Source organism: Bacillus sp. L_1B0_5 (assembly GCF_000836715.1).
GTDB lineage: Bacteria > Bacillota > Bacilli > Bacillales > Bacillaceae_G > Bacillus_A > Bacillus_A thuringiensis_S.
On the sequence record NZ_JXIS01000007.1, the window covers coordinates 123,099 to 148,488 of the forward strand.

Genomic DNA, 25,390 nt, shown 5'->3' on the forward strand with positions numbered 1-25,390 from the left:
CCTTTCCTAGAGACTAGTTTTAGTGTATCAAATTATGAGAAAGAGTGAAATGGAGGAGGTCCGTATGTGGAATTATGAAGCAGAGGAAGCGAAAGCTGTCATTGTTATCGTGCACGGCGCAATGGAATATCACGGACGTTACGAAGCCGTTGCGGAAGTGTGGAATCATATCGGCTACCACGTCGTGATGGGGGACCTTCCGTCACATGGAACGACTTCAAGAAATAGAGGACATATTGATTCATTTGATGAATACATAGAGGAAGTTAAATTATGGGTGAAAGAAGCAAGAAAGTATAGGTTACCTATCTTTTTATTTGGTCATAGTATGGGCGGTCTTATCGTCATTCGTATGATGCAAGAAACGAAGAGAGAGGATGTAGATGGTATTGTTTTAAGTTCGCCATGTTTAGGTGTAGCAGCCGGACCTTCTGCTCCACTTCAATTTGCTTCAAAAATATTAAATGTTGTGGCTCCAAAATTGCAATTTGCAACGAATCTTACGGTGGAAATGTCAACAAGGAATCATGAAGTGAGAGATGCAATGGAGAATGATTCATTGTTCTTGCGCAAAGTATCAGTACGTTGGTATAGTGAATTGATTAAGTCTATCGAAATTGCTCATAAAAAAATAGACGATTTTCCAGACGTTCCGCTCTTGCTAATGCAAGCATGTGAGGATAAACTTGTAGATAAAACACGTGTCCGCATGTGGTTTGATAATGTTAAAATAGGTGATAAGGCATATAAAGAATGGCCGAATTGTTATCACGAGTTATTAAATGAGTATGAGCGTGATGAAATTTTGAATTATATTCAGTCATTTACTGAAATACATGTCAATAATATAGTAAAAACAAACAAATAAATCATTATTTGTACATTTAATAGAGGAGATGAAGGAAGAAGTGAACGTACCGAGTAATCCCATAACGCTCATGGCGAAAGTATACCGTGATGTGTTTCCGGTTGTACACCATGAGCTAGCGATGTGGAAAGAGCGTGCCTACCATATTCCGAATGATGAGCTTCATAGTCAGGCAATCGCAAGTATTGAGCATAAAACGTTTCATTGTGAGGGTGGTGGCATTTTATCGCTGCTAGCAAATGAACACCGAGAGGAATGCATTCGTTTTATCGTAGCGTATCAAACAATCAGCGATTATTTAGATAATTTATGTGACCGCAGTACATCACTTGACCCAAATGATTTTGCCGCACTGCATGAATCTATGTTAATGGCATTATCACCTGAAGTAGAAGGTGGCGGTAATTATTATCGCTATCGTGATGATCAAGATGATGGTGGTTATTTAGATGAACTTGTTGAAACGTGCCAAGATGTTTTAAAGAAAACGAAGCACTATGACAAAATTGCTCCTGTTCTTCATGAACTTGCTTGTTATTATTGTGATTTACAAATTCATAAACACGTGAAGTTAGAAGAAAGAGAACCGCGCCTGAAAACATGGTTTGAAGCACATAAAGAAAACTTACCTGAGATGAGCTGGTTTGAATTTTCAGCATGTGCCGGTTCTACGCTTGGAATTTTCTGTCTTGTAGCATATGCATTTCATGATGAATTACATGATGAAGATATTGCGAAAATTAGACAAGGATACTTCCCTTACGTACAAGGACTTCACATCTTACTTGATTATTTCATCGATCAAGAAGAAGATCGTATCGGCGGGGATTTGAATTTCTGTAGTTATTATGAAAACGAGCAAGCGATATTAGATCGTATGAAACACTTTGTAGAAGAAGCAGAGAAGAGCATTGGTGATTTACCTCATGCGAAGTTTCATCGTCTCATAAGCCGAGGATTACTTGGTATTTATTTATCAGACCAAAAAGTATCAGCACAAAAGAATATGCACAAAATGGCACGGCGCATTGTAAAATACGGAGGTCTCACTTCACGATTCTTCTATTGGAACGGGAAGATGTACCGAAAGAAAATGGCGCAGTGATGAAGAAAACCACTCATGTAGAGTGGTTTTTTTTATTATGACCGTATTTTTGAAAATACATATATGAGAAGTTCAATTGCAAAAATAACTAAAACAGATAGTCCGAATAAAGGCATGACAGCGCCTAGTATAACCATCATGATAAAGAAAACGAATATACTTTTCTTATCTCTTTGTTTTGGAGGTGCTGCTAATTTTCCTTTCGGCTTTCTTGCTAACCACATTTTTATTCCGTAATAAATGAGAAGTAGTAGAGATAATGTCGTTAGTAAGCATAATATTTTATTTGGCCATCCGAATAAATGTCCTTCATGAAGCGGGATACCGTAAGTGAACCATTGTGCAAGTAATCCATAATCACGATAGTCCGTTTTTGAAATGAGTTCCCCGCTATATTGATCAAAGTAAGCTGTTATCTCTTCACTTGGTGCAACATGCATCCCTGTAATACCAGAACCGCTCGATTTCGAAACAGTGAATACACCTTTCGGATCAGCTGGTAGTGAAATAACATATGGCTTCTTTATTTCAATTCCTTTTTGTAATTCATCGACAGAAATTGCTTTCGGTTCATTTGAATTCGATTCAGGAGGAGCTTCTTTTCTTGTTGCCCACGGCAATTCTTTTACCTTTGATTCAGGCGGTGCCATGTACAATTTTGGATATCCGAGTGATTCATTAGAAGATGCAATTTTATAAATTTGGTTCCCCATAAATCCTGACCATGGCAATCCAGATGCGATTAGCAGAAAGAGAGGAATTGTAAATATAATACCGATAATAGAATGACGTCTTTTTGCTTTCTCTCGCTTATTGGATGAGGGTGTGTTTTTGAATTGGCGTATACTCATGTACAATCCGGTTACGATTAAAAAGATTGTCCAGCATGCCGCAAGTTCTACAGTATAGTTGACGACAGTGCCACCAACTAAAAGAGAACTATGTAATTCCCTCATTATATTGGCAAATGTTTCACTTGCGTTTTGATCCCCAACAATTTGATTATTACTATCTAAATACACATATTTTTGTTGCCCAGTATACTCATTTGCAATCGTAAGTCTCGTATTATAATCCCCATTAAATTCACTAATTTTCGCCACGCTATAATGTGGATATTTTTTCTCTGTTAAGGAAATAGAATCAGACATCGAAATAGATTCTGTTTGAGCACTCTTCCCAAAATATAAATCTTTATAGATGAAATCTTCAACTTCCTCCCGAAATAAATACCCAATTCCGCTTAGTGACAAAGTAATAAGAAGCGGCGTAATAAAAAGCCCAGCATAAAAATGCCAACGCCAAAAAATGTAATGAAGCGAACGATTTTGTTTCATACTTTCAGTTCCCCTAACCTTCCCTATATGAATAACTACTTATTTAATATAGCGAGATTAAGTGTGATTACTTTGAAAGAATTGTGAAGAAAGTTAAAAGTTTTTAGGGGTTTCAACATTTATAAATATTTCTTCTTATTTGATAAATACATCTCAACAACCGCTTTCGCAAGACATTGAGCAGAATCAACAAAATCCTCACTCGCCACCACATTCAAATCGGTACATGCGATAATTGCAGTATCTACTTCATCTTCCAACTGTAAAACGAGCGCATTCCACAATTCGCGAGCTTCTTCACTCTCTCCAGATTTAATCCAAGTAATAATTTGATTAATCATTTCCTGCCATTTTTCATGATGAATGTACTCTATATTACGTTTTGCAATCCCATCTTGGTAAATCCCAGCTTGAACAGTTGCTTCTGTTGCGAGAAGAGCAACTCTTTTTGTATTTTCAGGAATTGTTTTTAACGTCTCATCAACTATATTCAAAATAGGAATAGAAAGAGATCGCTGTAATTCTTCAAAATAAAGATGCGCCGTATTGCACGGCATAGCGATAAAGCTTGCGCCAGTACTTTCAAGTTTTTGTGCTCCTTCAATAATCGCTTTTTTCATCGCTTCGTGATCAATAGGGCGATCCATGTAAAACGGTGTTGGGCACGAGTAAATCATCATATGAGGAAAGTCCATATCATGCTTTGCTCCATATATTGTTTGGCACTTTGCTACAACTATATCGACGAATGGTCCAGTTGATTTTGGTCCCATTCCTGCTAGTATTCCGATCATTGTTTCGTCTCCTTTAAAATGTAATTAAAAACGTTTTTTGCGAACAATAAAAAGAAATAAGGTAAATAATAAAAATGAATATATGATAGCCCAAGCTGTGAGCCATAGCGTGTGAGTCAGTATATTATATTTGTATTGTCCAAGCATTAGAAAGCTTTCGACAGGGGGGAAAAACCATAGTAATTCTTTTTTAAATCGGATAGATGCGATCGTTATAAGCAATATGAATGTAAGGCTAAGCCAAGCAGTGCTTGCTTTTTGAATTATATTTCTTGTAAATAATGTTGCGATTGAAATTCCTAGTATAGAGAAAGACATGTGAGCGAAAAATCCGACTAGAAATAAAGAAACTGTCATTTTTTCATTAAACATTTGCAAAAAAATTGGGTAGATTACGGATATAAAAGATAACACAGTACAAATGAGAAGAGCTGTAATATATTTACCAACGTATAATGCTGAAATGTTATTTGTGTGTGAAATAGTAATTTGTTCTTGGACAGGGTCTTCTGTATGAAAAATTGTGACTGTAATCCAGGCAGATAATAAATAAAGTGCGAGTGCTGTTTCTAAATATGTCGGTACAATAGGAGTCGGTTTATATGTATATACAAAAAGCAAGCTCACAAAGTACATCGCAATAGGAGGGATGTACTTATACGATTTTGTATAGTCGAGAAAATGGTAACGAATAAGCGCAAACATAATAAACCTTCTTTCGATTTAAAAGTTAGGTTGTAGCAGTGTGATAGATGCTTTTTTATGTAATAAAAACTGAAGCATTTCGTTTGTATATTCCTTTTCGATTTGTAATTGAATAAGGTTTTGATTTGAATTGTGTGTAACGTGTATAAAGCCTAATTGTTTCCGTAGTTCTATCGCTGAAAATGTGTCGTGAACGATTGCTTCAATATAGACTTGTTCTGCCCCTTTTTGTATAAAGGTATCTGCTATGATTGTATGATTTGCTAACGTCACAATTCTATCGGCGAAGTTTTCTAATAGTTGTTTTTCATGACATGTGAAGAGTATAGATATGCCGTGTTGTTTTAATGAGAGTAAAATATGTTCTAGTTCTTGCTGAGAGTTAGGATCGAGCCCAGAAAGCGGTTCATCTAAAATTAATAAATGTACGTCCGTAAGTAATGCTTGCATAATGCCTGTTTTTTGTTTCATACCTTTTGAAAAGTTTCGTACAAGAGAATGCCTTGCATGAAGTAAATGAAAAGATTCAAGGAGCATCGGAATTTTATTTCTTACATATGCTGTTGATAAGCCGTGAATGCAGCCGAGATGATATAAATAATCCTCTAATGTAAAACGAATCCCTTCAGGAAAATGTTCAGGTACATAGCCGATTTGTATATGTTCTTTTCTTTGAAGTGTCCCTGCTGTAGGTGAAATAAATCCTGCAATTATTTTGAGTAAAGTACTTTTTCCAGTCCCGTTCCCGCCAATAATAGCGAGCGCTTCTCCTTCTGGAATGGATAAATCAATGTTGTCTAGTATAAGTGATTTGCCATACTTCTTTTGAATTCCCCTTAGTTCTACTAGCAAAGTTCTATCCTTCTTTCTTTAAATATTGTATATATCCATTATATAGGAGAATAACAAAAAGACGTGCAGTGAATACACGTCTTTTTTTGTTATGTTTTGTCGAATCGTCGATATATTATCGCTTCTCAATCGCCACAATAAATGGCGGGTTATTTTGCTGGTTAATGAAGCCGTATCGCAGTACGTGCGCTTGTTTTTGGTCTAGTTCTTCGGCAAATTTGAGAACAGCGTCGCGTTCTACTTGTCCTTCTGGATGTCCGTGGTAAATAACAAGGACGATGATACCTTCAGGTGCCATTACTTCTAATAATTGTTCAATCGCTGAGATTGTTGAGTTCGGTTTTGTAACGATATGCTTGTCTCCGCCTGGAAGGTAACCTAAGTTGAAAATTGCGCCTGTTACTTTTCCTTTTGCATCTTCCGGTAATACGGATAGAAGCGTATCGTGACTATCGTGAACTAAAACAGTACGTTCAAAAAGCTCTTTTTCTTTTAGACGAGTTGTTGAGCTTTCAATTGCCTCTTTTTGAATATCAAATCCAAATACTTTTCCGTTATCTCCAACGATTTCAGCTAGGAAGCAAGTGTCATGCCCATTGCCGAGTGTTGCATCTACAGCGTAATCGCCTTCTTTTACTGCTGTTTGCAAGAGAGTGCGAGCAAACGGTAATACACGTTCTAATTTCATTTTTGTTTCTCCTCATTTGCATATTTTCCTTGCCAGCTTCCGCGGCGTACAAATTCTGCATCGATGGAATTTAATACTTCCCATTTATTTAAGCTCCACATTGGGCCAATCATTAAATCAGGTGGACCGTCACCTGTGATACGGTGCACAATTACGTCTTCTGGAATAATTTCAAGTTGGTCAACAACGAGACTTACGTAATCCTCAAGAGAAAGGAACTCGAGTTGTCCTTTTTCATATTGCTTCACCATTGGCGTTCCTTTTAATAAGTGAAGTAAGTGGATTTTAATTCCTTGTACGTCAAGCTTCGCTACTTCACGAGCTGTTTCCATCATCATGTCGTAATCTTCAAGTGGAAGGCCGTTAATAATATGAGAACAAACTCGAATGCCGTGCTTACGTAATTTATTTACACCTTCCACATAAGACGGATAATCGTGAGCGCGATTAATAAGATTTGCAGTACGTTCATGAACAGTCTGTAGTCCGAGTTCAACCCAAAGGTAAGTGCGTTTATTTAAGTCCGCTAAATATTCAACAACATCGTCCGGTAAACAATCTGGACGAGTCGCAATAGAAAGACCGACAACGTCTTTTTCTGCTAGAAGCGGTTCGAATTTTTCTTTTAACACTTCAAGTGGTGCATGTGTATTTGTGTACGCCTGGAAATAAGCGATACATTTTCCGTCTTTCCACTTTGAGCGCATTTTTTCTTTCATTTCATGATATTGCGTTATAACATCATCGCGGCGATCGCCAGCGAAGTCACCAGATCCAGCAGCACTGCAAAATGTACAACCGCCATAAGCAACTGTACCGTCACGGTTCGGGCAATCGAAGCCAGCATCTAATGAAACTTTAAAGATTTTTTCACCAAATTCATTTCGTAAATGATAATTCCATGTATGATAACGTTTATTGTCGTTTGTATATGGAAAAGGGTTTTGAACCTTCATTACTTTCCCTCCTAAGCCGAGTCAAAATAACACAAAATCCATTATAACATACTCATAAGGTTCATAAGGAAGGGACACACTAAAGGGGAATTGAAGCAAGGAGGGACAATTATGGCAGAGCGTCAATCACTTGAATCGTATATTACACAAGCGGAACAAGCGGTGGAATATGCGAAAGAACAATTAGACCAAGGTATGAGACAAGAGCATTATAATACGATGGAGTATTCGGATGCGCAGTTACAATTAGAACAAGCGTATAACGATTTACAAACGATGCAACAACATGCAAATGATGAGCAACGTGAGCAATTAAATAGAGCACGTATGGCAATTCGCCAATTGCAACATCAAATGATTATTACACCGCACTAATAAGGAGTGAATGTAATGGCGAAACGTTCAGATCAAAATAACCCAGAGCAAAAAACACAAAATGGACATAACGCTGAGTTTTCGAATGAACTTGATCCGATTGTTCAAGTAAAACAGCGTAATAGTAAAAAAGGACAACCTCAAAAGTCGAAACAATCAGAGTAGACCAGGTCGCAATATGACCTGGTTTTATTTTGCTATATGACAATAATGTAAGATTCCTGTAAGGTTTGCCGATAGTTGTAATTGTCCTTTTCCAGTAGAGTAAGGGAGGATTAAATTTTGGACAAGGAGCTGCTTTATGGGGAACAATATTACAAACAAACGAATTGATGAGTTAGATTACATTCGTGGCTTTGCACTACTGGGGATTATTTTAGTAAATATTCTTGCACTACTTCATATTAAAATCCCAGATCCTAATACAGTGGATGCGAGCTATCAAAGGTTTCTATACTTATTTGTAGAAGGTCGTTTCTTCTCAATCTTCTCATTCTTATTTGGAGTAGGATTTTATATCTTTATTTCAAGAGCGATTGCGAAAGGGAAAAATGGCTATGTTTTATTTTTACGTCGCTTAGTAGCATTATTTATTTTTGGTTTAATTCATCAAATGTTTCAGCCTGGGGAAGCGCTGGCGTTATACGCAATTTGCGGATTAATCGTTTTACCGTTTTATAAAGCGAAAAAAGCAGTGAACCTAGTACTAGGACTTATTTTGACAATTGCCTTCAGTGTAATGGGAGTTAAAGAACTATTACCACTTGGCTTAATTTTATTAGGGCTTGCTGCAGGACAATATCGTGTATTTGAAAACCTTGTGCAAAATATAAAGAAAGTCGCTATTTTTACAGGTATTATGTTTGTTTTAAGTGTCATAGCTGTATGGTATCAATATGGGCACGTTCCTGCTGAACCATTTATAAATATGATACTTGAGAATGAGGATGGAACAATGAATGCTGCAAGCCAATTTTTAAAAATTGGTGTTACAGTTGGACCGATTATTTCAGCTTTCTATGTTGGAGCATTAATTTTATTACTTCAATTAAAACTAGTTCAAACATTGTTAGCACCACTGAAATATTATGGCCGAATGGCTTTAACGAATTATATTGGACAAACTGCAATGATTTTAATCGCAGGAAGTGTATTTAACTTTGCAGAAAACTTAACTTACATGCAGACGTTATATGTATGTATTGCAATTTATGCAATTCAAATTGTATTTAGCGTAATTTGGATGAAAATCTTTAAAATGGGTCCATTAGAATGGATTTGGCGTGTTATTACCTATTGGACGGTAACACCTTTAAAGAAATAAAGAGAGAAGTGGGCTGTTCCTTTTGTGGAACAGCCCATTTTTATTGTCATTTTTTTCGGAAAGTCGATATTCGTTCGCGAATCACCGATATATTTGAGAAATTGCTAATAAAATTTCATTTATCACCGAACCTTACACACTTATCTTTTTTATATTACAAAAGTGTAAGGTAAATGTAATGTTAACAAATAGCAGTTCGCCTCTAAAAAGCGCAAAATAGGTAATGGAAAAACAAGCGTAGGAGGATATATATGACGAAACCAGTTGTAGACGTGAAAAACGTCCAAAAAGTGTACGGTAAAAAAGGTGAGAACCAATCACATGCGTTAAAAGGTGTTTCATTCTCAATTCAAGAGGGTGAGTTTGTAGGGATTATGGGACCATCTGGTTCTGGTAAAACGACATTATTAAACGTAATTTCAACACTTGATAAAGCAACGGGCGGCGTTGTTGAAATTGCGGGTACGGATATTACGAAAATGAAGCAAGGTGAACTTTCTGATTTCCGTTCACAAAAATTAGGATTCATTTTCCAAGACTTTAACCTATTAGAGAACTTATCTATTTATGAAAACATCGCACTTCCATTATCTCTTCAAGGTGTCGCGTCACGTAATATTGGACCGAAAGTAGAAAAAGTAGCGGATATGTTAGGGATTACAGAAATTCTTCAAAAGTATCCATCTGAAGTATCTGGTGGACAGAAACAACGTTCAGCAGCAGCACGTGCGTTAGTGCATGAACCTGCAATTATTTTAGGGGACGAGCCAACAGGAGCGCTTGATTCTAAAAATGCAACGAGTTTACTTGATGCGATGACAAACTTAAATAAAGATCAAGGCGTATCTATTATGATGGTTACACATGATCCGTATAGTGCAAGTTACTGTCAGCGTATTTTATTCATTCAAGATGGTGAGCTATATAAAGAAATTCACCGCGACGGTACACGTGAAGAGTTTTATAAAGAAATTTTAGATGTGCTTGCGGACTTAGGTACACAAAAAGCGTAAGAAAGGAGGTTCTAGAGCATGTTATTCAAACTTTCCATGTCAGGGCTAAAAAGTAAGCTGAAAGATTATATCGTCTTACTTGTCGGTCTTGTCATGTCTATCTCAATTTTTTATATGTTTCAAACGTTAGCGCTGAATAAAGCGTTTATCGAATCCAACTCAGTTATTCAATCAATTGGATTCGTATTCCAAGCAGGTTCATTTTTATTAGCTATCATAACGTTCTTCTATATTTTATATGCGAACTCTTTCTTATTATCTCTTCGTCAAAAAGAGTTTGGTATGTATATGATGTTAGGAGCGAAAAAACATAAAGTTACATTACTTATGTTTATTGAAACGATTGTATTAGGTGCTGCTTCTCTTGCAATTGGACTTGTGGTTGGGGTAGGACTTGCAGAAGGTATCGGACAGTTATTAATGAAACAATTAGAATTTGCTGGTGAAGGCTATAAAGCATTCTACCTGCCATCTATGACTGTTACTTGCATCTTCTTCTTTGCGCTATTTATATTATCAGCAATTATGAACAGTATTAAATTATCACGTATTTCTGTACTGCAACTTGTACATGCAGATGCGCAAACAGAGCGTGTTGCAGTAAAAGGAAAAATGACAGGTTTAGTTGCATTCCTAGCGGTTATTTTATTAGGAATTGGCTATGCATCAATGATTTACATGGAAAAACTAAGAGAAATGGGAATCCTTATTGCATTAATTACAACAACAGCTGGTACTTACATGCTATTTGGATCACTCCTTCCAGTCATTATTAAAAAGTTAAAGAGTAATAAAAAGCGTAGTGAAAAAGGACTTAATGCTTTTACATTTGCACAATTAAATTTCCGTATTAATAGCTTAACGAAAGTGCTTGCTACGGTAGCAATGTTAGTTGCTCTTGGAGCTGGTGCAATTTCAGGTGGTATGGCGTTTAAAAATAACGTTATAAAAACGGTTGATGGATTTGAAATTTATGATTCAGTTATTCATAATCCTACAGCCGAAGAGAAGAAAATTTTAGAGGGCATATCATTTAAAAGTAAAGCTGAGTATCGTTATAAAGTAGACGACAAATATATTTATTATGTAAAAGAAGATTTAGAGAAACATAAGCCATTTATTCGAAATGGTGTAGGTAAAGAGAATTTCGGTAAATATAAAGAAATTTCAGGAGAGGCTCCAGTAGGTACAGTAGCAGGAGTGAGCTCAGAACAAACTCAAAATGAACAAGCAATGCCTGAAGAATGGGATGAGGCATTTAGAACAATCCAACCATATTATATATACCAAGATCGTGCCATTAAAATTGTAGATCAAAAAATGTACGATACTGTAAATGGTAAAGAAGGAATCGTATTTACTGGAAAAACAGGCGATTTCGTAGCACACACAAAAGAATGGAAAAAACTTGACGAGTTGCAGCTAGCTAAATATAAAAATATAAAAGCTGAGCAAATGAGTAGTAAATATCAAGTGTATGACATGTTCTACGGTCTTGCGAGCGGAACAGTGTTTATGGGCTTCTTCCTTGGAATTGCTTTCTTAGCAATGATGGCAAGCTGTCTTATGTTCAAAATTCTTTCTGGTGCATCAAAAGATATTACGCGTTATCAAATGCTTCGTAAAATCGGTGTACGCCGTGAATTATTAACGAAATCAATTTATAAAGAGTTATTCTTAGTATTCTTATTCCCAGCAATTGTGGGTATCGCTCACGTATTAGTTGGTATGAATATTTTCGGATTTATTTTAGTCGATCCGTACTTCCGTATTTGGGTACCAATCGTAATTTTCGTAGTTATTTACACGATTTATTACCTTATTACAGTTCAATTGTATAAAGGAATTGTTCTTCCGAAAGAAGATTAATAAAAAACCGAGCGAAATCGCTCGGTTTTTATTATTTTCAGAAAAAACACTTTAATGTTACTGAAATGTATAATATAATGTAAATAAGTAACGTAATATAAAAGTAGAAGCAGCTGGATAAGGAAAGGAGGAATCCAATCTATAGAAAGAAGCTGAACTTTTATCCCCTATTTCTTTTCTAACCACAACGTATTTGTACAATTGTAAATTTCCAAATTGAAAACTGCTTGGATCACAAAAGTATATTGTGAAAATAATGGATAATACATGGAAATCTCATAGCATGATAAGGTAAAATGGACAACATGATGAGAAAATTACCGTTCATAAGATGAGGAGAATACATGTATGGAAGTTGTAGAGGCATTAAAAGATATAAACCAAATTGAGGCTATGAAAAAATATTTAAAAGAGCACTCCCAGCGAGATTATCTTTTATTTGTTATTGGAATTAACACAGGATTAAAAATTACAGAACTACTTAGTATGAAATTTGAAGATGTATTACATGAAGACGGGACTGTTAAAGAGTTTTATACTCTTCCTGTGAAAGATGAAAAATTTAAACAAGATATTTATTTAAATACAAAAGTAAAAGAAGCGCTTTTAGATTACGTACAATCTATTGGCGTTAAAAGAGAAAATTACGTATTTCAATCTAATAAAACGCCAAATTCAATTACGCGCCAACAAGCGTATCGTGTAATTCATAATGCTGCAGAAGCAGTTGGAGTTGTTGGTAAAATCGGAACGAATTCAATGCGAAAAACGTTTGGATTTCATGCATACAAAAGAGGGATAGCGATTGCGCTATTGCAAAAACATTTTCATCACGCGACTCCATCAGAGACGTTAAAGTATTTAGGTATCTCAAAAGATGAAACCTTTAAAACGGAGATTGATGTCGATTTATAAAAGCCGTAACTAAAAAATTAGGGGGCGGAAAATATGAATATTAGAGAGAGTGAACTGCCGGGTATTGGATGTAAGTTTGAAGTGATTACAAAAGGTAATGAAAAGATGGTTATCGTTATTCATGATGATGGCCGAAGAGAAATGTACCATTTTGATGCGGATCATGAGGAGAGTATTTCAAGCGTCTCTCTTCGTGATTCCGAAGCGAGACAAATTGCAGCTATATTGGGCGGAATGGTATATAGACCACAAGCTTTAGATACGATTGAAATGGCTTTTGAAGGATTATCAATAGAGTGGTTTAAGGTGGAAAATAATGCACCAGTCGTACAAAAAACAATTGGTAGTTTACATGTCCGAAACACATATAATGTAACAATCATTGCCATTTTGAAAAAGAATATGAAGAAGTTCTTTAATCCAGGCCCAGATTCTATCATTGAAGCTGGCGATATGCTCGTATTATCAGGCGAAAGACATGAAGTAAAAAGAATTATTAATGAGTTGCTTTCAGTAGGAGGGGATTTATAATCGATGGATACTTTAATCTTTGAAGTTGGAACTGCGTTAGTATTAGTCGCTTTTGCAGCTATTCTCGCTGCAAAGTTAAAGTTCTCGATTATTCCGTTTCTCATTATACTCGGTATGCTAGTGGGGCCTCATGCCCCAGATTTAGGGCTTATCGATTTAAGATTTATTGAAAGCGGAGAAGTTATTTCCTTCCTCGGCCGTGTTGGCGTTATATTCCTCTTATTCTATTTAGGCTTAGAATTCTCAATTAAAAAATTAATTAAATCAGGAAAATCAATTGCTTTTGGGGGAACTGTTCATATATCGCTTAATTTTATATTAGGTTTACTTTACGGATATATAATGGGTTTCCCCTTATTAGAAACATTAATTATTGCTGGGATCATAACAATTTCATCGAGTGCAATTGTTGCGAAAGTAATTGTTGATTTAAGAAGATCTGGTAATAAAGAGACGGAGCTAATTTTAGGAATCATTATGTTTGACGATATCTTTTTAGCGGTATATTTATCAGTCGTTTCAGGATTAGTACTCGGAGGGGCAACGTCATTTGTAGGTGCTCTTACATCCATTTTAATTGCAGTAGGATATATGTTACTATTCTTTGTAGTTGCTAGAAAAGCTACACGATTTTTAAATAAAATGTTAGATATTTCATCCAATGAAATATTTATTATCGTAATATTCGCTATTTTGTTCTTCGTAGCAGGATTTTCAGAAACGATTCATGTTGCAGAGGCGATTGGAGCATTATTATTAGGGCTCGTCTTTTCTGAAACAGAGCATAGTGATCGAATTGAACAGCTCGTTGTTCCGTTTCGTGATTTCTTTGGAGCTATATTCTTTTTCAGCTTCGGTTTAAGTATAGACCCATTTTCGCTTGGAGGAGCAGTGTGGTTGGCATTAGGAGCAGTTTTCATTACTCTTATCGGTAATTTTACTGCTGGAATGGTTGCGGGACGTAAAGCCGGGTTATCACATAAGGCTTCTACAAATATCGGTTTAACACTTGTATCACGCGGAGAATTTTCCATTATCGTCGCTAATATTGGAATTGCGGGCGGCTTAATGGCAACGATTAAACCGTTCTCAGCTTTGTATGTTTTAATATTGGCATCGTTAGGACCTTTGTTAACGAAAGAATCTGGAAGAATATATTCCTTACTAGATAAAATATTTAAATGGAGCGCTAAAGAACGTGCGAAGCGAGAAAAAGAAGTTGGATAGTAGAAATAAGGGAGACTGCATGAACTTTATGCAGTCTCCCTTATTTCTATATTGTTACGGATGTCGTTTTTTGTCGGTAAGTCGATATATTTAGAAAATCGCTGATATATTTTCAAGCAGGGATAAATATAATTTCATTTACCGATAAACCATTATCTGAATTTCATCAACTATTAATCAGTTGCCTTCCTATTTAAAAACGACTACAATTTTACTGTTATATATGAACGAAAAAAATAGAATAGGAGGGGAAACTATGCCAAGGAAAGTATGGCTATTAGTAGCTGGGATGATTATTAATGTCACGGGTGCTTCTTTTTTATGGCCTTTTAATACAATTTATTTGCATGATCACCTAGGAAAATCTTTATCTGTGGCCGGGATGGTACTAATGATCAACTCGCTTACTGGTGTAATCGGAAACTTGCTCGGCGGTGTTTTATTTGATAAATGGGGCGGTTATAAATCAATTTTAGTAGGGATTGTCATTACACTCGTATCGATTTTAGGTCTTGTGTTCTTCCACGGTTGGCCGTTATATGTTGTGTGGCTAGCGTTAATCGGCTTCGGTTCTGGGATGGTCTTCCCATCGATGTATGCGATGGTTGGTACGGTTTGGCCAGAGGGCGGAAGACGAGCGTTTAATGCGATGTACGTTGGACAAAACGTTGGTATTGCGATTGGAACAGCGTGTGGTGGTTTAGTTGCTTCATATCGTTTTGATTATATTTTCTTAGCGAACTTTATTTTATACTTTGTTTTCTTCTTAATTGCTTTTATTGGATTCCGTGGTATGGAAGACAAGAAAGAGCCAGGAGTGCAAAAAGAAGTTGAGACGAAAAAAGGTTGGTCACTTACACCTGGATTCAAAGCACTTCTTATCGTATGTGTAGCATATGCTTTATGCTGGGTTACATACGTACAGTGGCAAGGAGCGATTGCAACACATATGCAAGAATTGAATATTAGCCTTCGTCACTATAGTTTATTATGGACGATAAACGGAGCGATGATTGTTTGTGCGCAGCCACTTGTTAGTATGCTAATTCGCTGGATGAAGCGTTCTTTAAAACAGCAAATTATGATTGGAATCTTCATTTTTGCGGCGTCATTCATTGTGTTAAGTCAAGCGCAGCAATTTACGATGTTTCTCATTGCGATGGTAACATTAACAATTGGTGAGTTATTTGTATGGCCAGCGGTGCCGACGATTGCAAATATACTTGCGCCAAAAGATAAACTAGGTTTTTATCAAGGTGTTGTAAATAGTGCGGCGACTGTAGGGAAAATGTTCGGGCCGGTCGTTGGCGGAGCGATTGTTGATTTATACAATATGGAAGTATTGTTTATAGCAATCATGGTAATGCTTGTAGTAGCGCTTATAGCAACGAGTATTTATGATAAACGAGTAAAAGTAGAAGAAACTGTTGAAGAAAAAATTGCAGTTTAGTTTGACGGAACATGTAACATGTTTTAGAATATATTTAAATAAAACAACCTTTAGAACAAGGGAGATAGCTCGGCTGTCCAAAGACGAATTCGTTAGTGATTAAAAGTAACGATTAACCGAGAAGCCTTCGCTTTAAGTAAGCTCTTAAGAGATACTAGTTGAAGGATAGTTCACTTAACTTATATGTGTAATAACAGTGAGAAGGAGTAGTAGTAATAGAAGCTGGTTTAGAGAGTTGACGGTCGGTGCAAGTCAATCCACGTTTCGTTATGAACTCGCCTTTGAGTTGCAGTTGTGAAACTAATAGTAGCAATTGCCGTTAATCCACGTTACGGATCTAAGCGAATGTATATTTGTACATTAATTTAGGGTGGTACCGCGGGAATCTATAACCTCTCGTCCCTTTCTAGGGATGAGAGGTTTTTTGTATTTTGGGCGGTGAAAATAAATAGAATTTCAAGGAGGGTATCTCATGAGCTTTAATCATCAAGATATTGAGAAGAAGTGGCAAGGGTACTGGGAAGAGAATAAAACATTCCGTACGCCAGATGAGACAGAAAAACCAAAATTTTATGCACTAGATATGTTCCCATATCCATCAGGTGCAGGCCTACACGTAGGACATCCAGAAGGTTATACAGCGACAGATATTTTATCTCGTATGAAGCGTATGCAAGGATATAACGTTCTTCATCCAATGGGATGGGATGCATTCGGTCTTCCAGCAGAGCAATATGCACTTGATACTGGAAACAGTCCGGCAGAATTTACAGAGATTAATATTAATACGTTCCGTAATCAAATTAAAGCATTAGGCTTCTCTTATGATTGGGATCGTGAAGTAAATACAACAGATCCAAACTACTACAAGTGGACACAATGGATCTTCCTAAAACTATTTGAAAAAGGTTTAGCTTACGTTGATGAAGTACCTGTAAACTGGTGCCCAGCGCTTGGTACAGTACTTGCAAACGAAGAAATCATTGACGGTAAGAGTGAGCGCGGCGGACATCCAGTTGAGCGTCGTCCGATGAGACAGTGGATGTTAAAAATTACAGCTTACGGAGATCGTCTATTAGAAGATCTAGATGAGCTTGATTGGCCAGAAAGCTTAAAAGATATGCAACGTAACTGGATCGGTCGTTCTGAAGGTGCAGAAGTGCACTTCAATATCGACGGTACAGACGAGAAATTCACAGTTTTCACAACGCGCCCTGATACATTATTCGGTGCAACATACTGTGTACTTGCTCCGGAACATGCACTTGTTGCAGAAATTACAACAGCAGATCAAAAAGAGGCTGTAGAAGCTTACATTAACTCTGTTAAAATGAAGAGCGATTTAGAGCGTACAGAACTTGCAAAAGAGAAAACTGGTGTATTCACTGGTGCTTATGCAGTTAACCCAGTAAACGGTGAGAAATTACCAATCTGGATCGCTGATTACGTTCTTGCAACTTACGGAACAGGTGCTGTAATGGCAGTTCCAGCTCACGATGAGCGTGATTATGAATTCGCATCAGTATTCAATCTTCCAATGAAGGAAGTTGTAAAAGGCGGAGACATTACGAAAGAAGTGTACACAGGTGATGGTGCACACGTAAACTCAGCATTCCTTGATGGTTTAAATAAAGAAGAAGCAATCGCAAAAATGATTGAATGGCTTGAAGTAACGAGCGCAGGAAATCAAAAAGTAACGTACCGTCTACGTGACTGGTTATTCAGCCGTCAACGTTACTGGGGTGAGCCAATTCCAGTAATCCACTGGGAAGATGGCACAATGACAGCTGTGAAAGAAGAAGAATTACCATTAGTTCTTCCAAAAACAGAAAACATCCGTCCTTCAGGTACAGGTGAATCACCACTAGCTAACATTGAAGAGTGGGTAAATGTTGTTGATCCTGAAACTGGTAAAAAAGGTCGTCGTGAAACGAATACAATGCCGCAATGGGCTGGTAGCTGCTGGTATTACCTACGTTACATCGATCCAAACAATAGCGAAGCACTTGTAGATCCTGAAAAAGTAAAACAATGGCTTCCAGTTGATATTTATATCGGTGGTGCAGAGCACGCTGTACTTCACTTACTATATGCTCGTTTCTGGCATAAAGTATTATACGATATCGGTGTAGTTCCAACAAAAGAGCCGTTCCAACAATTATTCAACCAAGGTATGATTCTAGGTGAAAACAACGAGAAAATGAGTAAATCAAAAGGTAACGTTGTAAACCCTGATGATATCGTAGCAAGCCACGGTGCAGATACACTTCGTCTATACGAAATGTTCATGGGACCATTAGATGCTTCAATCGCTTGGTCTGAAAATGGTCTTGATGGAGCTCGTCGTTTCCTAGACCGCGTATGGCGTCTATTCATTCAAGATAGCGGTGAATTAAGTGAGAAAATTACTGATGCACCAAATAAAGAACTTGAAAAAGCTTACCACCAAACAGTGAAGAAAGTAACAGAAGACTATGCAGAGCTTCGCTTCAATACAGCGATTTCTCAAATGATGGTATTCATCAATGATGCATACAAAGCTGAAACACTTCCAAAAGAATATGTAGAAGGTTTCGTAAAAATGATTGCACCAGTTGCACCTCACATCGGGGAAGAGCTATGGAGCAAACTTGGATACAATGAAACAATCACATATGCAAGCTGGCCAACATTTGATGAGTCTAAACTTGTAGAAGATGAAGTTGAAATCGTTGTTCAAGTTATGGGCAAAGTTCGCGCAAAACTAACAATGAGTAAAGATGCATCAAAAGAAGAAATGGAACAACTTGCACTTGAAGCAATTCAAGACCAAATCGAAGGAAAAACAGTTCGTAAAGTAATTGTTGTTCCTGGAAAACTTGTTAACGTTGTTGCAAATTAATTCATTCTAAATAAAAGCTCAGAGTATTTATACTCTGAGCTTTTTTGTGTAGAAAATGATCTCAGGATCCCCTTCATCTAAATTTTCAACTATTCCACTACGTACAAATCCATTCGTCGAAGAAAAGATTTTTTGAGTAGGGGAATGACTTAACATATATGAGATTAAAGAGCTTGCATAGCCTCGCCTCGCCTTCTTTTAGTTAGCGAAATAATGGTTAATGAGAGGAAAGTACAACCAAAGAAATTTGTATCGTATGTTAGAAAACCAGAAATAGAATTGTTTTCTTTTACAATGATGCATTTGCCCTCATCGATAGTGTGTTTAATATAATCTCGTCTACTATCATCTCCGATTACATCAATATCTATATGTAAGATTGCATCTAAATCTTTGATAGAAGCCTTTGTTACGTTTTTCAATAGAAATACCTCCTAGAAGAAATATTTAGTTAATTAATTTTATCCCGCATTAACGGGCAGTAAGACCCCACCTCAAAATTTAGCGAAAGCAAAGACGTTAGGTGGGTGATCAACTGCCCGTAAAGGCCCGATTGGTTCAACTAATAATCAGTGGGGGGATGAAGAACCCCCCACTGATTAAAGTTTCACTTTATCATGAATGAAGAAAAAGGAGCGGAATTCCAATACAGACAAACACCTATTCTTCTATAGGAAATATGATAAAAAAGGTAGGCTAAATTGAGTAGAAGAGGTGAAAGGAATGAAAGGGATGGACAATAATGCACCACATGGCTTCTTCGGGGGCGAATCGGACAGTTATACACAAATGATGTTAATGGGAGGGGCTGGCCAACAAGGGTACGGTGGAATTCCGAGCTGGATGGGTGGAGCAGCAGGAGGATTTCCAACATCGGTAGCTGGCATGCAAACTGGAATGCCTACATTAATGGGAGGTTTTTCGACATCAGGGGCTGGAATGCCTACAGTAACAGGCGGATTTCCGACATCAGTAGCTGGCGTACAGACAGGAATTCCAGTAGGAGTACCAACTACATTTCCTTCTTTTGTTGGAGGAGTGCAGACAGGATTTCCGGTACCAGGAGTAGGTGTTGTAGCAGGCGGAGTAGGTGGTTATCCGCAAGGTATTCACGGTCACCATGTACATCACCATCATCAAGGCCAACACGGTCACCATGTACACCATCACCACCAAGGCCAACACGGTCATCATGGACATCACCACCATCAAGGTCAACACGGCCAACATGGACACCACCACCATCAAGGTCAACACGGCCATCATGTACACCATCATCACCAAGGCCAACACGGTCATCATGGACACCATCATCACCAAGGCCAACATGGTCATCAACAACAAGTACATCACCACGGACACCAGCATATACATCCACAGGCTGTTCTTTATCAAACGCACCAAGGGCATCACCATCATCAAGGTCAACATGGTCATCATGGACACCATTATCATCAAGGCCAACACGGTCATCAAGGCCAACACCATCATCAAGGCCAACATGGTCATCAAGGCCAACACCATCATCAAGGTCAACACGGTCATCAAGGCCAACAACACCAGCAACATCAACACCAACAATATCAGCAATATCAACAACAGCAACAATCTTCTCCTTGGACAGGTGGAATGGGAACAGGAGGAGCAGGGGCAGCAGCAGGAGCAGCTAGTATTAGTGGGGCAGCAGGACACGCGGGGCACGTGGGTCATTAATGAGTTGCAGAGAAAAAGACATAATAAAAAACTGCTAGGAAATCCTAGCAGTTTTTTTCAGCTTCTTGGCGCTGACGTTCGATTTCAGCACGAAGTTGTGGCTCTGGTGCTTGCCAGCCTTCTGGTTTTAGAATTTTGCCATCACCTTCACGGAATCGAGGCTTCCCATCAGGGAATAGTTTTGCCATGTTTGCATTATTTACAATTTCGAATCCTTTATCTGGACGTACGCCCATTTCTGTAAACGTTCCGAATGCAAAGTAAATAAGGTCAATCAGTGCATCGTATTGGTCTTCAACAGTTGTTGCTTCTAGAAATTCTTCTAGCTCTTCCTGCATAAAACTCGCACGAATTTTTGCGCGCTCTTCTGTTAATTTTGTTGGAGTATTTGTCACAGGATGTCCGAATACTTCATGCATTTTCGCAACAAGTTCGTATCCTTTATCTAAACCTTTTTCGTTTGTCATGTTGTTTCAATCCTTTCTCGTTTTCTGCCGAATTTCATTGTAACATAAGGTGATTATGAAATGAAAAGAACATCTTATCGAAATAAGATGTTCGCTCGTTATTCTTCTTTTTTTATTAAAAGGGATGAAATAAGATCGATGCCAAAAATACCGACCAGTAACATTGGTATAACGACAAGCAAGTAACGTGTGAAGGAAACATTTTTTAAGTATGTATGAGCAAATAAAAAGACGCCGAGAAATAAAATACCATTTAAAATAGGCTTTACTAATTTTTTAGACATAAGCTCCCCCATAAATATCTTCTCTCTCTATTTGATAATAAAAAACTCCTCTCTCCGTTGTATCATGCTGGAGAGAGGAGTTCAATCATTTCTCATTCAATTACACCAGAATTTGTAATGTTTACGGTGTATTTTATATTAATTGGAACATCTTTGTACATTCGTCTCCACTCCTCTAATTTGAATGGGCGATAATGGTGTTTATATTTTGCTCCTAGCCCGAGGGGATCGACATTTAAAGATTTAAACTGCTTAATTAATTTGGCAGCCTGTACGTCCAATTGCTTTTGTACATCTTTTTCAATGTTTTTTGTGTTCTTGTTATTTTCTAAGTTAATTTGTTTTGATAATTCTTGAATACGTGCATCAAGATGAACGTTAATGAAAAAAGAAGGCTTCCCGTTTTTAATTTTTATATCGTAAGTTGGAACAGAACGAATATTATTAATCATTACGTACGCAGAATCTGTTTTAAATTCATGTGAATCTAATTTATGTTTCTCTAACAGTCCTTTAAATATGAACATATCTTTTTGCGCAATTTTACCGATATATTTATCTTTTTTAAAAAGACCAATTCCGGTGATTTTTATTTTATCACCATGTTTCTTTAAAATTGGAATATAGTAGTCTTGCCCCTCTTGATAATAACGGAATGCTCCTACATGCAGATTATCTCTTGGTAAAGGACCGGTTTCCATATTATGTTCTAGTAACTTTTTTATATAAATTGCAACGTTGTATGAGGTTGTATATTTGCCTTTTAAAAGTTCAGTGCCATTTCCCTCTAATAAAGCAGCATATAAAGCGTTCCCTATATTCACATCTCGAAGTAATGTATCGAATGAAGTAGACATTCCTGTTTTCGCAAGTCTTATCGTATATAGAGCGACACGCATTTGTCCGCTAGCAAAGGGTTGAGAAGACTCTAAAGATGTGTCTGCTTTTACTTGTTTTACCGCATTTGCGCTGCCTTCAAAAACTTGAACTTTATTTCCTTTTTTCTGAATGGGACAAACGAAGGTTACTTTTACTTTATTATCTTTTCCTACATCAAAAACGCTTCCTTGAATAAGCTGTACATCATCGATAATATTTTTTTGTAAACATCCAGTTAAACTAAAGAATGTTATACAAAAAATAAGTATTAATTTGCTTGTACTTTTGATTTTTTCCATTTTCTTTTCACCCACACAATAATAAATAGGATCGGGATGTATACATAAATGAGCCAAAAACTAACTTTTGACGCATTACTAATAAAATTATTAATATCATGCCTGTTTGTTAAAAGTTGTGAAACAATGAGAGTGATAAGGATGAAAGAAATTAGAACACCTCTTTGTTTCACGCGAAATATTTCGTGAGTTCCTCTCATTGCCGCCCATAAGGGGAGGATGAAACTTGTAATAATAACAAGTGCATAGCCTGAAATTGCAATATATTCGAGCCTTTCTATGAATGGTAATTGAATGACTTGGGTCATAGAAAGTTGTGCCCATATCGTTTTTAACAATTGCTTTTCACTAAAAAAGGTAAAGGCTAAAACGGTACTAAATAAATATAGTAGGTTTGAAAATAGTGCTCCGTATTGAGCGAATTTATGAGATTGTATAGGTTTTTTCACAAAAGGATAAACCATTAGATAAATCTCAAACCCTGTCATACTGTAGATTGACAGATGCGCTGCTTTTAAAATATCTGAAAAAGAATGTGTAAATATAGGAAGTAAATTATCCCAATGTGAGTATTTCAAAACGAATAGGCTAAGAAGTAAATAGCCCAATGTACCGCCAACTGAGATGACGCAAATACCAGTAATGACACGAAATCCAGAAGAAATAATGTAATAGCTAACTAAGCATAAAAAGAGTGTTAACATAAAGGTGGAAGCGGTCGGAAACATCCAGACTTGAATAATTTCAACATATGTTCGGATGACCGAAATACTAACGATTAAAAAATAAGCCATAAAGATGATGCTAATGCTATTTCCTAGCCACTTTCCAAATGTTTGCCGATGTAAGTCAATTAAATTCCCGTTTGTTTCCCTTAATAAAAAATACATCATCCATATAAGAATATGGATACCAATTCCTGTGATAATAACTCCTATCCATCCATCGTATCCAGCAGCTTTTGCAATAATTCGAGCGAATCCGAGAACGCCAGCGCCAAACTGTGCACCGTGAATTAAGAAGAAAACAAAGACAGGAGATATTTGATATTTTTCTTGAACCTTACTCATCGAATGCACCTCATTTCTTAATCATCAAAGTCCGATCTATGTTTTGTTGAAATTCCTTTCGCAGCCTTTTTTACATGTTGTGGTCTTGCTTGCACATCTCTTGTATCAATCATCGTTAATGGAAAACGGATCCAAGAATCTTTAACTGATTGTTGCCTTGTCGGATAAAACAAAGCGTACGGCTTACGTAAGGAAGTAAGTCTAAATAGATGAGTAAATAAAAAGATAAATCCAAGAGAAATACCGAAAAGTCCACCTATTTCTGCAAATATGAGAAACGGGAAGCGTAGTAGTCGAACAGCATTACCCATTTTATAAATAGGTGTAATAAAGGAAGCGAGTGCTGATAGTGCAACGATAATTAATAAAATATTACTCGTTAACCCAGCTTGTACAGATGCTTGCCCGATTACGATACCGCCTACAATACCGAGTGTTTGCCCAACTTTCATCGGTAACCTTGCACCAGCTTCTCTTAATAAATCAATTGCGAGTTCTAAAAAGAGTGCTTCAATTAAAGGTGGGAATGGTACTTGTGCCCTTGATAAAATCAAAGTTTCAAGTAAATCACTTGGAATAAGTTCATAATGATAATTTAAAACTGCAACGTATAACGGTGTAGCGCAAATTGAAAATAGAACGGCGATAAGGCGCAAAATTCTTGAAAATGTAGCGTATAGCCAAGAGACGTTATAGTCTTCTGGTGAAATGAAAAAATCGAAATAGGATACAGGTGTTAGTAAAACACTTGGAGAACCATCAACAAAAATAGCGATTTTTCCATCAATTAGTGCTTTTGTAACTCTATCAGTACGTTCTGTATTGATATAGAGAGGGAAAATTGATTTTTCACCCATCAATTCTTGTATATAAGCACTATCATTAATTTGATCATATTCAAGAGCGCGTAATGATTCCTCGAGAAAATCTACATTATCTTTTTCAGCTAGGTTGTCTAAATACATCATGACAACTTTTGTTTTGGAAAACTCGCCGATAATCATTTCTTTTGTTTGTAAATCTAAAACAGGAAGACGTTTTCGAACTAAATTAATGTTTGTATCAATATCCTCTACGAAACCTTCTTGCGGACCAATAACAGTTGATTCGTTTAAAGGAGGGGTTGGCGCACGATAATTATCAATTGCAATGTTTGCAAGCATACATTTTTGATCTTGCTGATTTAATTGAATGATCGCATGCCCCTTTAAAACCATATCCTCAATTTTTTGTAAGTCGTTCGTAATTGTAATGCCGCTCATCGGAATATGTTCTTTTAATTGTTCTAGAGAAGCACAAGGTTTCTCTAAAAGAGTAGGCATTAAATATTTCTGTAATTTCTCTCCATCAAGTGAAGGGCGATAGTAAGAAATCCAATAAGGCATCGTTTCATCGTCAGATGTATGGTAATTAATAAAATCACTAGACTTTTTAAGTTTCTCTATTAAATCTTGTAGAGAATGAATACGGTCTTTTTCTGGTTTTGTAAAGTCATAAATACTATTACCTCCAGAGCTTTGTTGCTTACTTTGAGAGGGTTCATCGTGCTTAGCCTTTTGTTGTTTATCTTGAGAAGAATCACCTTGTTTAGCGCTTTGTTGCTTATCCTGAGAAGAATCACCTTGTTTAGCGTTTTGTTGCTTATCTTGAGAGGAATCCTCTTGTTTAGAGCTTTGTTGCTTATTCTGAGAAGAATCCTCTTGTTTAGAGATTTGTTGCTTATCCTGAGAGGAATCCTCTTGTTTAGCACTTTGTTGCTTATCCTGAGAAGAATCCTCTTGTTTAGCA

The 25,390-nt window shown here is 36.9% G+C and carries 24 protein-coding genes, 1 pseudogene and 1 other annotated feature; of the genes and pseudogenes, 13 read left to right on the top strand and 12 right to left on the bottom strand.

All coding sequences use genetic code 11. The features are described from left to right. Positions 1-64 precede the first annotated feature (64 nt). Both RT27_RS02670 and RT27_RS02675 read left to right on the top strand, forming a co-directional pair. Positions 65-868, top strand: a complete 804-nt coding sequence (locus RT27_RS02670; protein WP_029443461.1) for an alpha/beta hydrolase — start codon at positions 65-67, stop codon at positions 866-868. A gap of 40 nt (positions 869-908) precedes the next feature. Next, the gene (locus tag RT27_RS02675) at positions 909-1,973 is read left to right on the top strand and encodes a tetraprenyl-beta-curcumene synthase family protein (RefSeq protein WP_001102475.1); all 1,065 of its coding nucleotides are present in this window, start codon (positions 909-911) and stop codon (positions 1,971-1,973) included. 35 nt (positions 1,974-2,008) lie between these two features. Here RT27_RS02675 and RT27_RS02680 read toward each other — a convergent pair whose 3' ends face one another. The 6 genes from RT27_RS02680 to RT27_RS02705 form a co-directional block, all read right to left on the bottom strand. Further along, entirely contained in the window at positions 2,009-3,310 is a 1,302-nt protein-coding gene (locus tag RT27_RS02680; protein WP_029443460.1) for a PepSY domain-containing protein, read from the bottom strand. A 119-nt stretch (positions 3,311-3,429) separates the two neighbouring features. Continuing rightward, the gene (locus tag RT27_RS02685) at positions 3,430-4,104 is read right to left on the bottom strand and encodes an amino acid racemase (protein WP_043935244.1); all 675 of its coding nucleotides are present in this window, start codon (positions 4,102-4,104) and stop codon (positions 3,430-3,432) included. Positions 4,105-4,128: 24 nt separating this feature from the next. Further along, positions 4,129-4,809, bottom strand: coding sequence for a hypothetical protein (locus tag RT27_RS02690; RefSeq protein ID WP_043935246.1), 681 nt, complete (start codon positions 4,807-4,809; stop codon positions 4,129-4,131). A gap of 18 nt (positions 4,810-4,827) precedes the next feature. Beyond that, positions 4,828-5,661 carry an ABC transporter ATP-binding protein gene (locus RT27_RS02695; RefSeq protein ID WP_043935247.1) on the bottom strand — a complete coding sequence of 278 codons (834 nt, stop codon included), beginning with the start codon at positions 5,659-5,661 and terminating at the stop codon, positions 4,828-4,830. A 115-nt stretch (positions 5,662-5,776) separates the two neighbouring features. Further along, a complete protein-coding gene (locus RT27_RS02700; RefSeq protein ID WP_000764489.1) occupies positions 5,777-6,349 on the bottom strand; it encodes a class I SAM-dependent methyltransferase in 573 nt (190 codons plus the stop codon). Then, positions 6,346-7,305, bottom strand: a complete 960-nt coding sequence (locus RT27_RS02705; RefSeq protein ID WP_000868033.1) for a TIGR01212 family radical SAM protein — start codon at positions 7,303-7,305, stop codon at positions 6,346-6,348. The genes RT27_RS02700 and RT27_RS02705 overlap by 4 nt, the downstream gene beginning before the upstream one ends. A gap of 111 nt (positions 7,306-7,416) precedes the next feature. On the opposite strand from RT27_RS02705, the gene RT27_RS02710 reads away from it, so the two are divergent. The 10 genes from RT27_RS02710 (at position 7,417) to leuS (ending at position 18,890) form a co-directional block, all read left to right on the top strand. After that, positions 7,417-7,680 (top strand): YtzC family protein, encoded by a 264-nt coding sequence (locus RT27_RS02710; protein WP_000840869.1) that lies wholly within the window; start codon positions 7,417-7,419, stop codon positions 7,678-7,680. A gap of 15 nt (positions 7,681-7,695) precedes the next feature. Continuing rightward, a complete protein-coding gene (locus RT27_RS02715; RefSeq protein ID WP_001129340.1) occupies positions 7,696-7,845 on the top strand; it encodes a hypothetical protein in 150 nt (49 codons plus the stop codon). A 136-nt stretch (positions 7,846-7,981) separates the two neighbouring features. Next, complete coding sequence (locus RT27_RS02720) at positions 7,982-9,004, top strand: DUF418 domain-containing protein (protein WP_043935248.1); 1,023 nt, start codon at positions 7,982-7,984, stop codon at positions 9,002-9,004. A gap of 251 nt (positions 9,005-9,255) precedes the next feature. Next, on the top strand, positions 9,256-10,017 hold the full coding sequence (locus tag RT27_RS02725; RefSeq protein ID WP_000165835.1) for an ABC transporter ATP-binding protein: 762 nt from the start codon (positions 9,256-9,258) through the stop codon (positions 10,015-10,017). An 18-nt stretch (positions 10,018-10,035) separates the two neighbouring features. Then, a complete protein-coding gene (locus RT27_RS02730; protein WP_043935249.1) occupies positions 10,036-11,886 on the top strand; it encodes an ABC transporter permease in 1,851 nt (616 codons plus the stop codon). A gap of 348 nt (positions 11,887-12,234) precedes the next feature. Continuing rightward, positions 12,235-12,801, top strand: a complete 567-nt coding sequence (locus tag RT27_RS02735; protein ID WP_016079999.1) for a tyrosine-type recombinase/integrase — start codon at positions 12,235-12,237, stop codon at positions 12,799-12,801. 33 nt (positions 12,802-12,834) lie between these two features. Beyond that, the gene (locus RT27_RS02740) at positions 12,835-13,332 is read left to right on the top strand and encodes a cation:proton antiporter regulatory subunit (RefSeq protein WP_043935250.1); all 498 of its coding nucleotides are present in this window, start codon (positions 12,835-12,837) and stop codon (positions 13,330-13,332) included. Between the two features lie 3 nt (positions 13,333-13,335). Then, positions 13,336-14,559 (top strand): cation:proton antiporter, encoded by a 1,224-nt coding sequence (locus RT27_RS02745; RefSeq protein WP_043935251.1) that lies wholly within the window; start codon positions 13,336-13,338, stop codon positions 14,557-14,559. A 256-nt stretch (positions 14,560-14,815) separates the two neighbouring features. Then, positions 14,816-16,009 (top strand): MFS transporter, encoded by a 1,194-nt coding sequence (locus RT27_RS02750; RefSeq protein WP_029443455.1) that lies wholly within the window; start codon positions 14,816-14,818, stop codon positions 16,007-16,009. Positions 16,010-16,196: 187 nt separating this feature from the next. Beyond that, positions 16,197-16,416 (top strand) — a binding site (T-box leader). Between the two features lie 65 nt (positions 16,417-16,481). Continuing rightward, a complete protein-coding gene (gene leuS / locus RT27_RS02755; protein ID WP_043935252.1) occupies positions 16,482-18,890 on the top strand; it encodes a leucine--tRNA ligase in 2,409 nt (802 codons plus the stop codon). Positions 18,891-18,917: 27 nt separating this feature from the next. Here leuS and RT27_RS02760 read toward each other — a convergent pair. Next, positions 18,918-19,312, bottom strand: a pseudogene (locus RT27_RS02760) (GNAT family N-acetyltransferase). 301 nt (positions 19,313-19,613) lie between these two features. On the opposite strand from RT27_RS02760, the gene RT27_RS02765 reads away from it, so the two are divergent. Next, the gene (locus RT27_RS02765; protein WP_043935253.1) at positions 19,614-20,603 is read left to right on the top strand and encodes a hypothetical protein; all 990 of its coding nucleotides are present in this window, start codon (positions 19,614-19,616) and stop codon (positions 20,601-20,603) included. Positions 20,604-20,647: 44 nt separating this feature from the next. Here RT27_RS02765 and RT27_RS02770 read toward each other — a convergent pair whose 3' ends face one another. The 5 genes from RT27_RS02770 to RT27_RS02790 all read right to left on the bottom strand — a co-directional run. Beyond that, positions 20,648-21,070 (bottom strand): haloacid dehalogenase, encoded by a 423-nt coding sequence (locus tag RT27_RS02770; RefSeq protein ID WP_043935254.1) that lies wholly within the window; start codon positions 21,068-21,070, stop codon positions 20,648-20,650. 98 nt (positions 21,071-21,168) lie between these two features. Next, complete coding sequence (locus RT27_RS02775) at positions 21,169-21,354, bottom strand: hypothetical protein (protein WP_000038781.1); 186 nt, start codon at positions 21,352-21,354, stop codon at positions 21,169-21,171. 92 nt (positions 21,355-21,446) lie between these two features. Next, positions 21,447-22,532, bottom strand: a complete 1,086-nt coding sequence (locus RT27_RS02780; protein ID WP_043935255.1) for a Ger(x)C family spore germination protein — start codon at positions 22,530-22,532, stop codon at positions 21,447-21,449. Next, on the bottom strand, positions 22,502-23,602 hold the full coding sequence (locus RT27_RS02785) for a spore germination protein (protein ID WP_043935256.1): 1,101 nt from the start codon (positions 23,600-23,602) through the stop codon (positions 22,502-22,504). Before RT27_RS02785 ends, RT27_RS02780 begins: the two co-directional genes overlap by 31 nt. Positions 23,603-23,619: 17 nt before the next feature. Then, positions 23,620-25,390 (bottom strand): spore germination protein (locus RT27_RS02790; protein WP_082051519.1); only part of this gene is annotated, 1,771 nt, incomplete at its 5' end.

Bases quoted from the DNA above. Each gene is read 5' to 3' on its own strand.
- RT27_RS02670 (WP_029443461.1), top strand. From the start codon at position 65: ATGTGGAATTATGAAGCAGAGGAAGCGAAAGCTGTCATTGTTATCGTG.
- RT27_RS02680 (WP_029443460.1), bottom strand. From the start codon at position 3,310: ATGAAACAAAATCGTTCGCTTCATTACATTTTTTGGCGTTGGCATTTT.
- RT27_RS02685 (WP_043935244.1), bottom strand. From the start codon at position 4,104: ATGATCGGAATACTAGCAGGAATGGGACCAAAATCAACTGGACCATTC.
- RT27_RS02690 (WP_043935246.1), bottom strand. From the start codon at position 4,809: ATGTTTGCGCTTATTCGTTACCATTTTCTCGACTATACAAAATCGTAT.
- RT27_RS02700 (WP_000764489.1), bottom strand. From the start codon at position 6,349: ATGAAATTAGAACGTGTATTACCGTTTGCTCGCACTCTCTTGCAAACA.
- RT27_RS02705 (WP_000868033.1), bottom strand. From the start codon at position 7,305: ATGAAGGTTCAAAACCCTTTTCCATATACAAACGACAATAAACGTTAT.
- RT27_RS02710 (WP_000840869.1), top strand. From the start codon at position 7,417: ATGGCAGAGCGTCAATCACTTGAATCGTATATTACACAAGCGGAACAA.
- RT27_RS02715 (WP_001129340.1), top strand. From the start codon at position 7,696: ATGGCGAAACGTTCAGATCAAAATAACCCAGAGCAAAAAACACAAAAT.
- RT27_RS02720 (WP_043935248.1), top strand. From the start codon at position 7,982: ATGGGGAACAATATTACAAACAAACGAATTGATGAGTTAGATTACATT.
- RT27_RS02725 (WP_000165835.1), top strand. From the start codon at position 9,256: ATGACGAAACCAGTTGTAGACGTGAAAAACGTCCAAAAAGTGTACGGT.
- RT27_RS02730 (WP_043935249.1), top strand. From the start codon at position 10,036: ATGTTATTCAAACTTTCCATGTCAGGGCTAAAAAGTAAGCTGAAAGAT.
- RT27_RS02735 (WP_016079999.1), top strand. From the start codon at position 12,235: ATGGAAGTTGTAGAGGCATTAAAAGATATAAACCAAATTGAGGCTATG.
- RT27_RS02740 (WP_043935250.1), top strand. From the start codon at position 12,835: ATGAATATTAGAGAGAGTGAACTGCCGGGTATTGGATGTAAGTTTGAA.
- RT27_RS02745 (WP_043935251.1), top strand. From the start codon at position 13,336: ATGGATACTTTAATCTTTGAAGTTGGAACTGCGTTAGTATTAGTCGCT.
- RT27_RS02750 (WP_029443455.1), top strand. From the start codon at position 14,816: ATGCCAAGGAAAGTATGGCTATTAGTAGCTGGGATGATTATTAATGTC.
- leuS (WP_043935252.1), top strand. From the start codon at position 16,482: ATGAGCTTTAATCATCAAGATATTGAGAAGAAGTGGCAAGGGTACTGG.
- RT27_RS02765 (WP_043935253.1), top strand. From the start codon at position 19,614: ATGAAAGGGATGGACAATAATGCACCACATGGCTTCTTCGGGGGCGAA.
- RT27_RS02770 (WP_043935254.1), bottom strand. From the start codon at position 21,070: ATGACAAACGAAAAAGGTTTAGATAAAGGATACGAACTTGTTGCGAAA.
- RT27_RS02775 (WP_000038781.1), bottom strand. From the start codon at position 21,354: ATGTCTAAAAAATTAGTAAAGCCTATTTTAAATGGTATTTTATTTCTC.
- RT27_RS02780 (WP_043935255.1), bottom strand. From the start codon at position 22,532: ATGGAAAAAATCAAAAGTACAAGCAAATTAATACTTATTTTTTGTATA.
- RT27_RS02785 (WP_043935256.1), bottom strand. From the start codon at position 23,602: ATGAGTAAGGTTCAAGAAAAATATCAAATATCTCCTGTCTTTGTTTTC.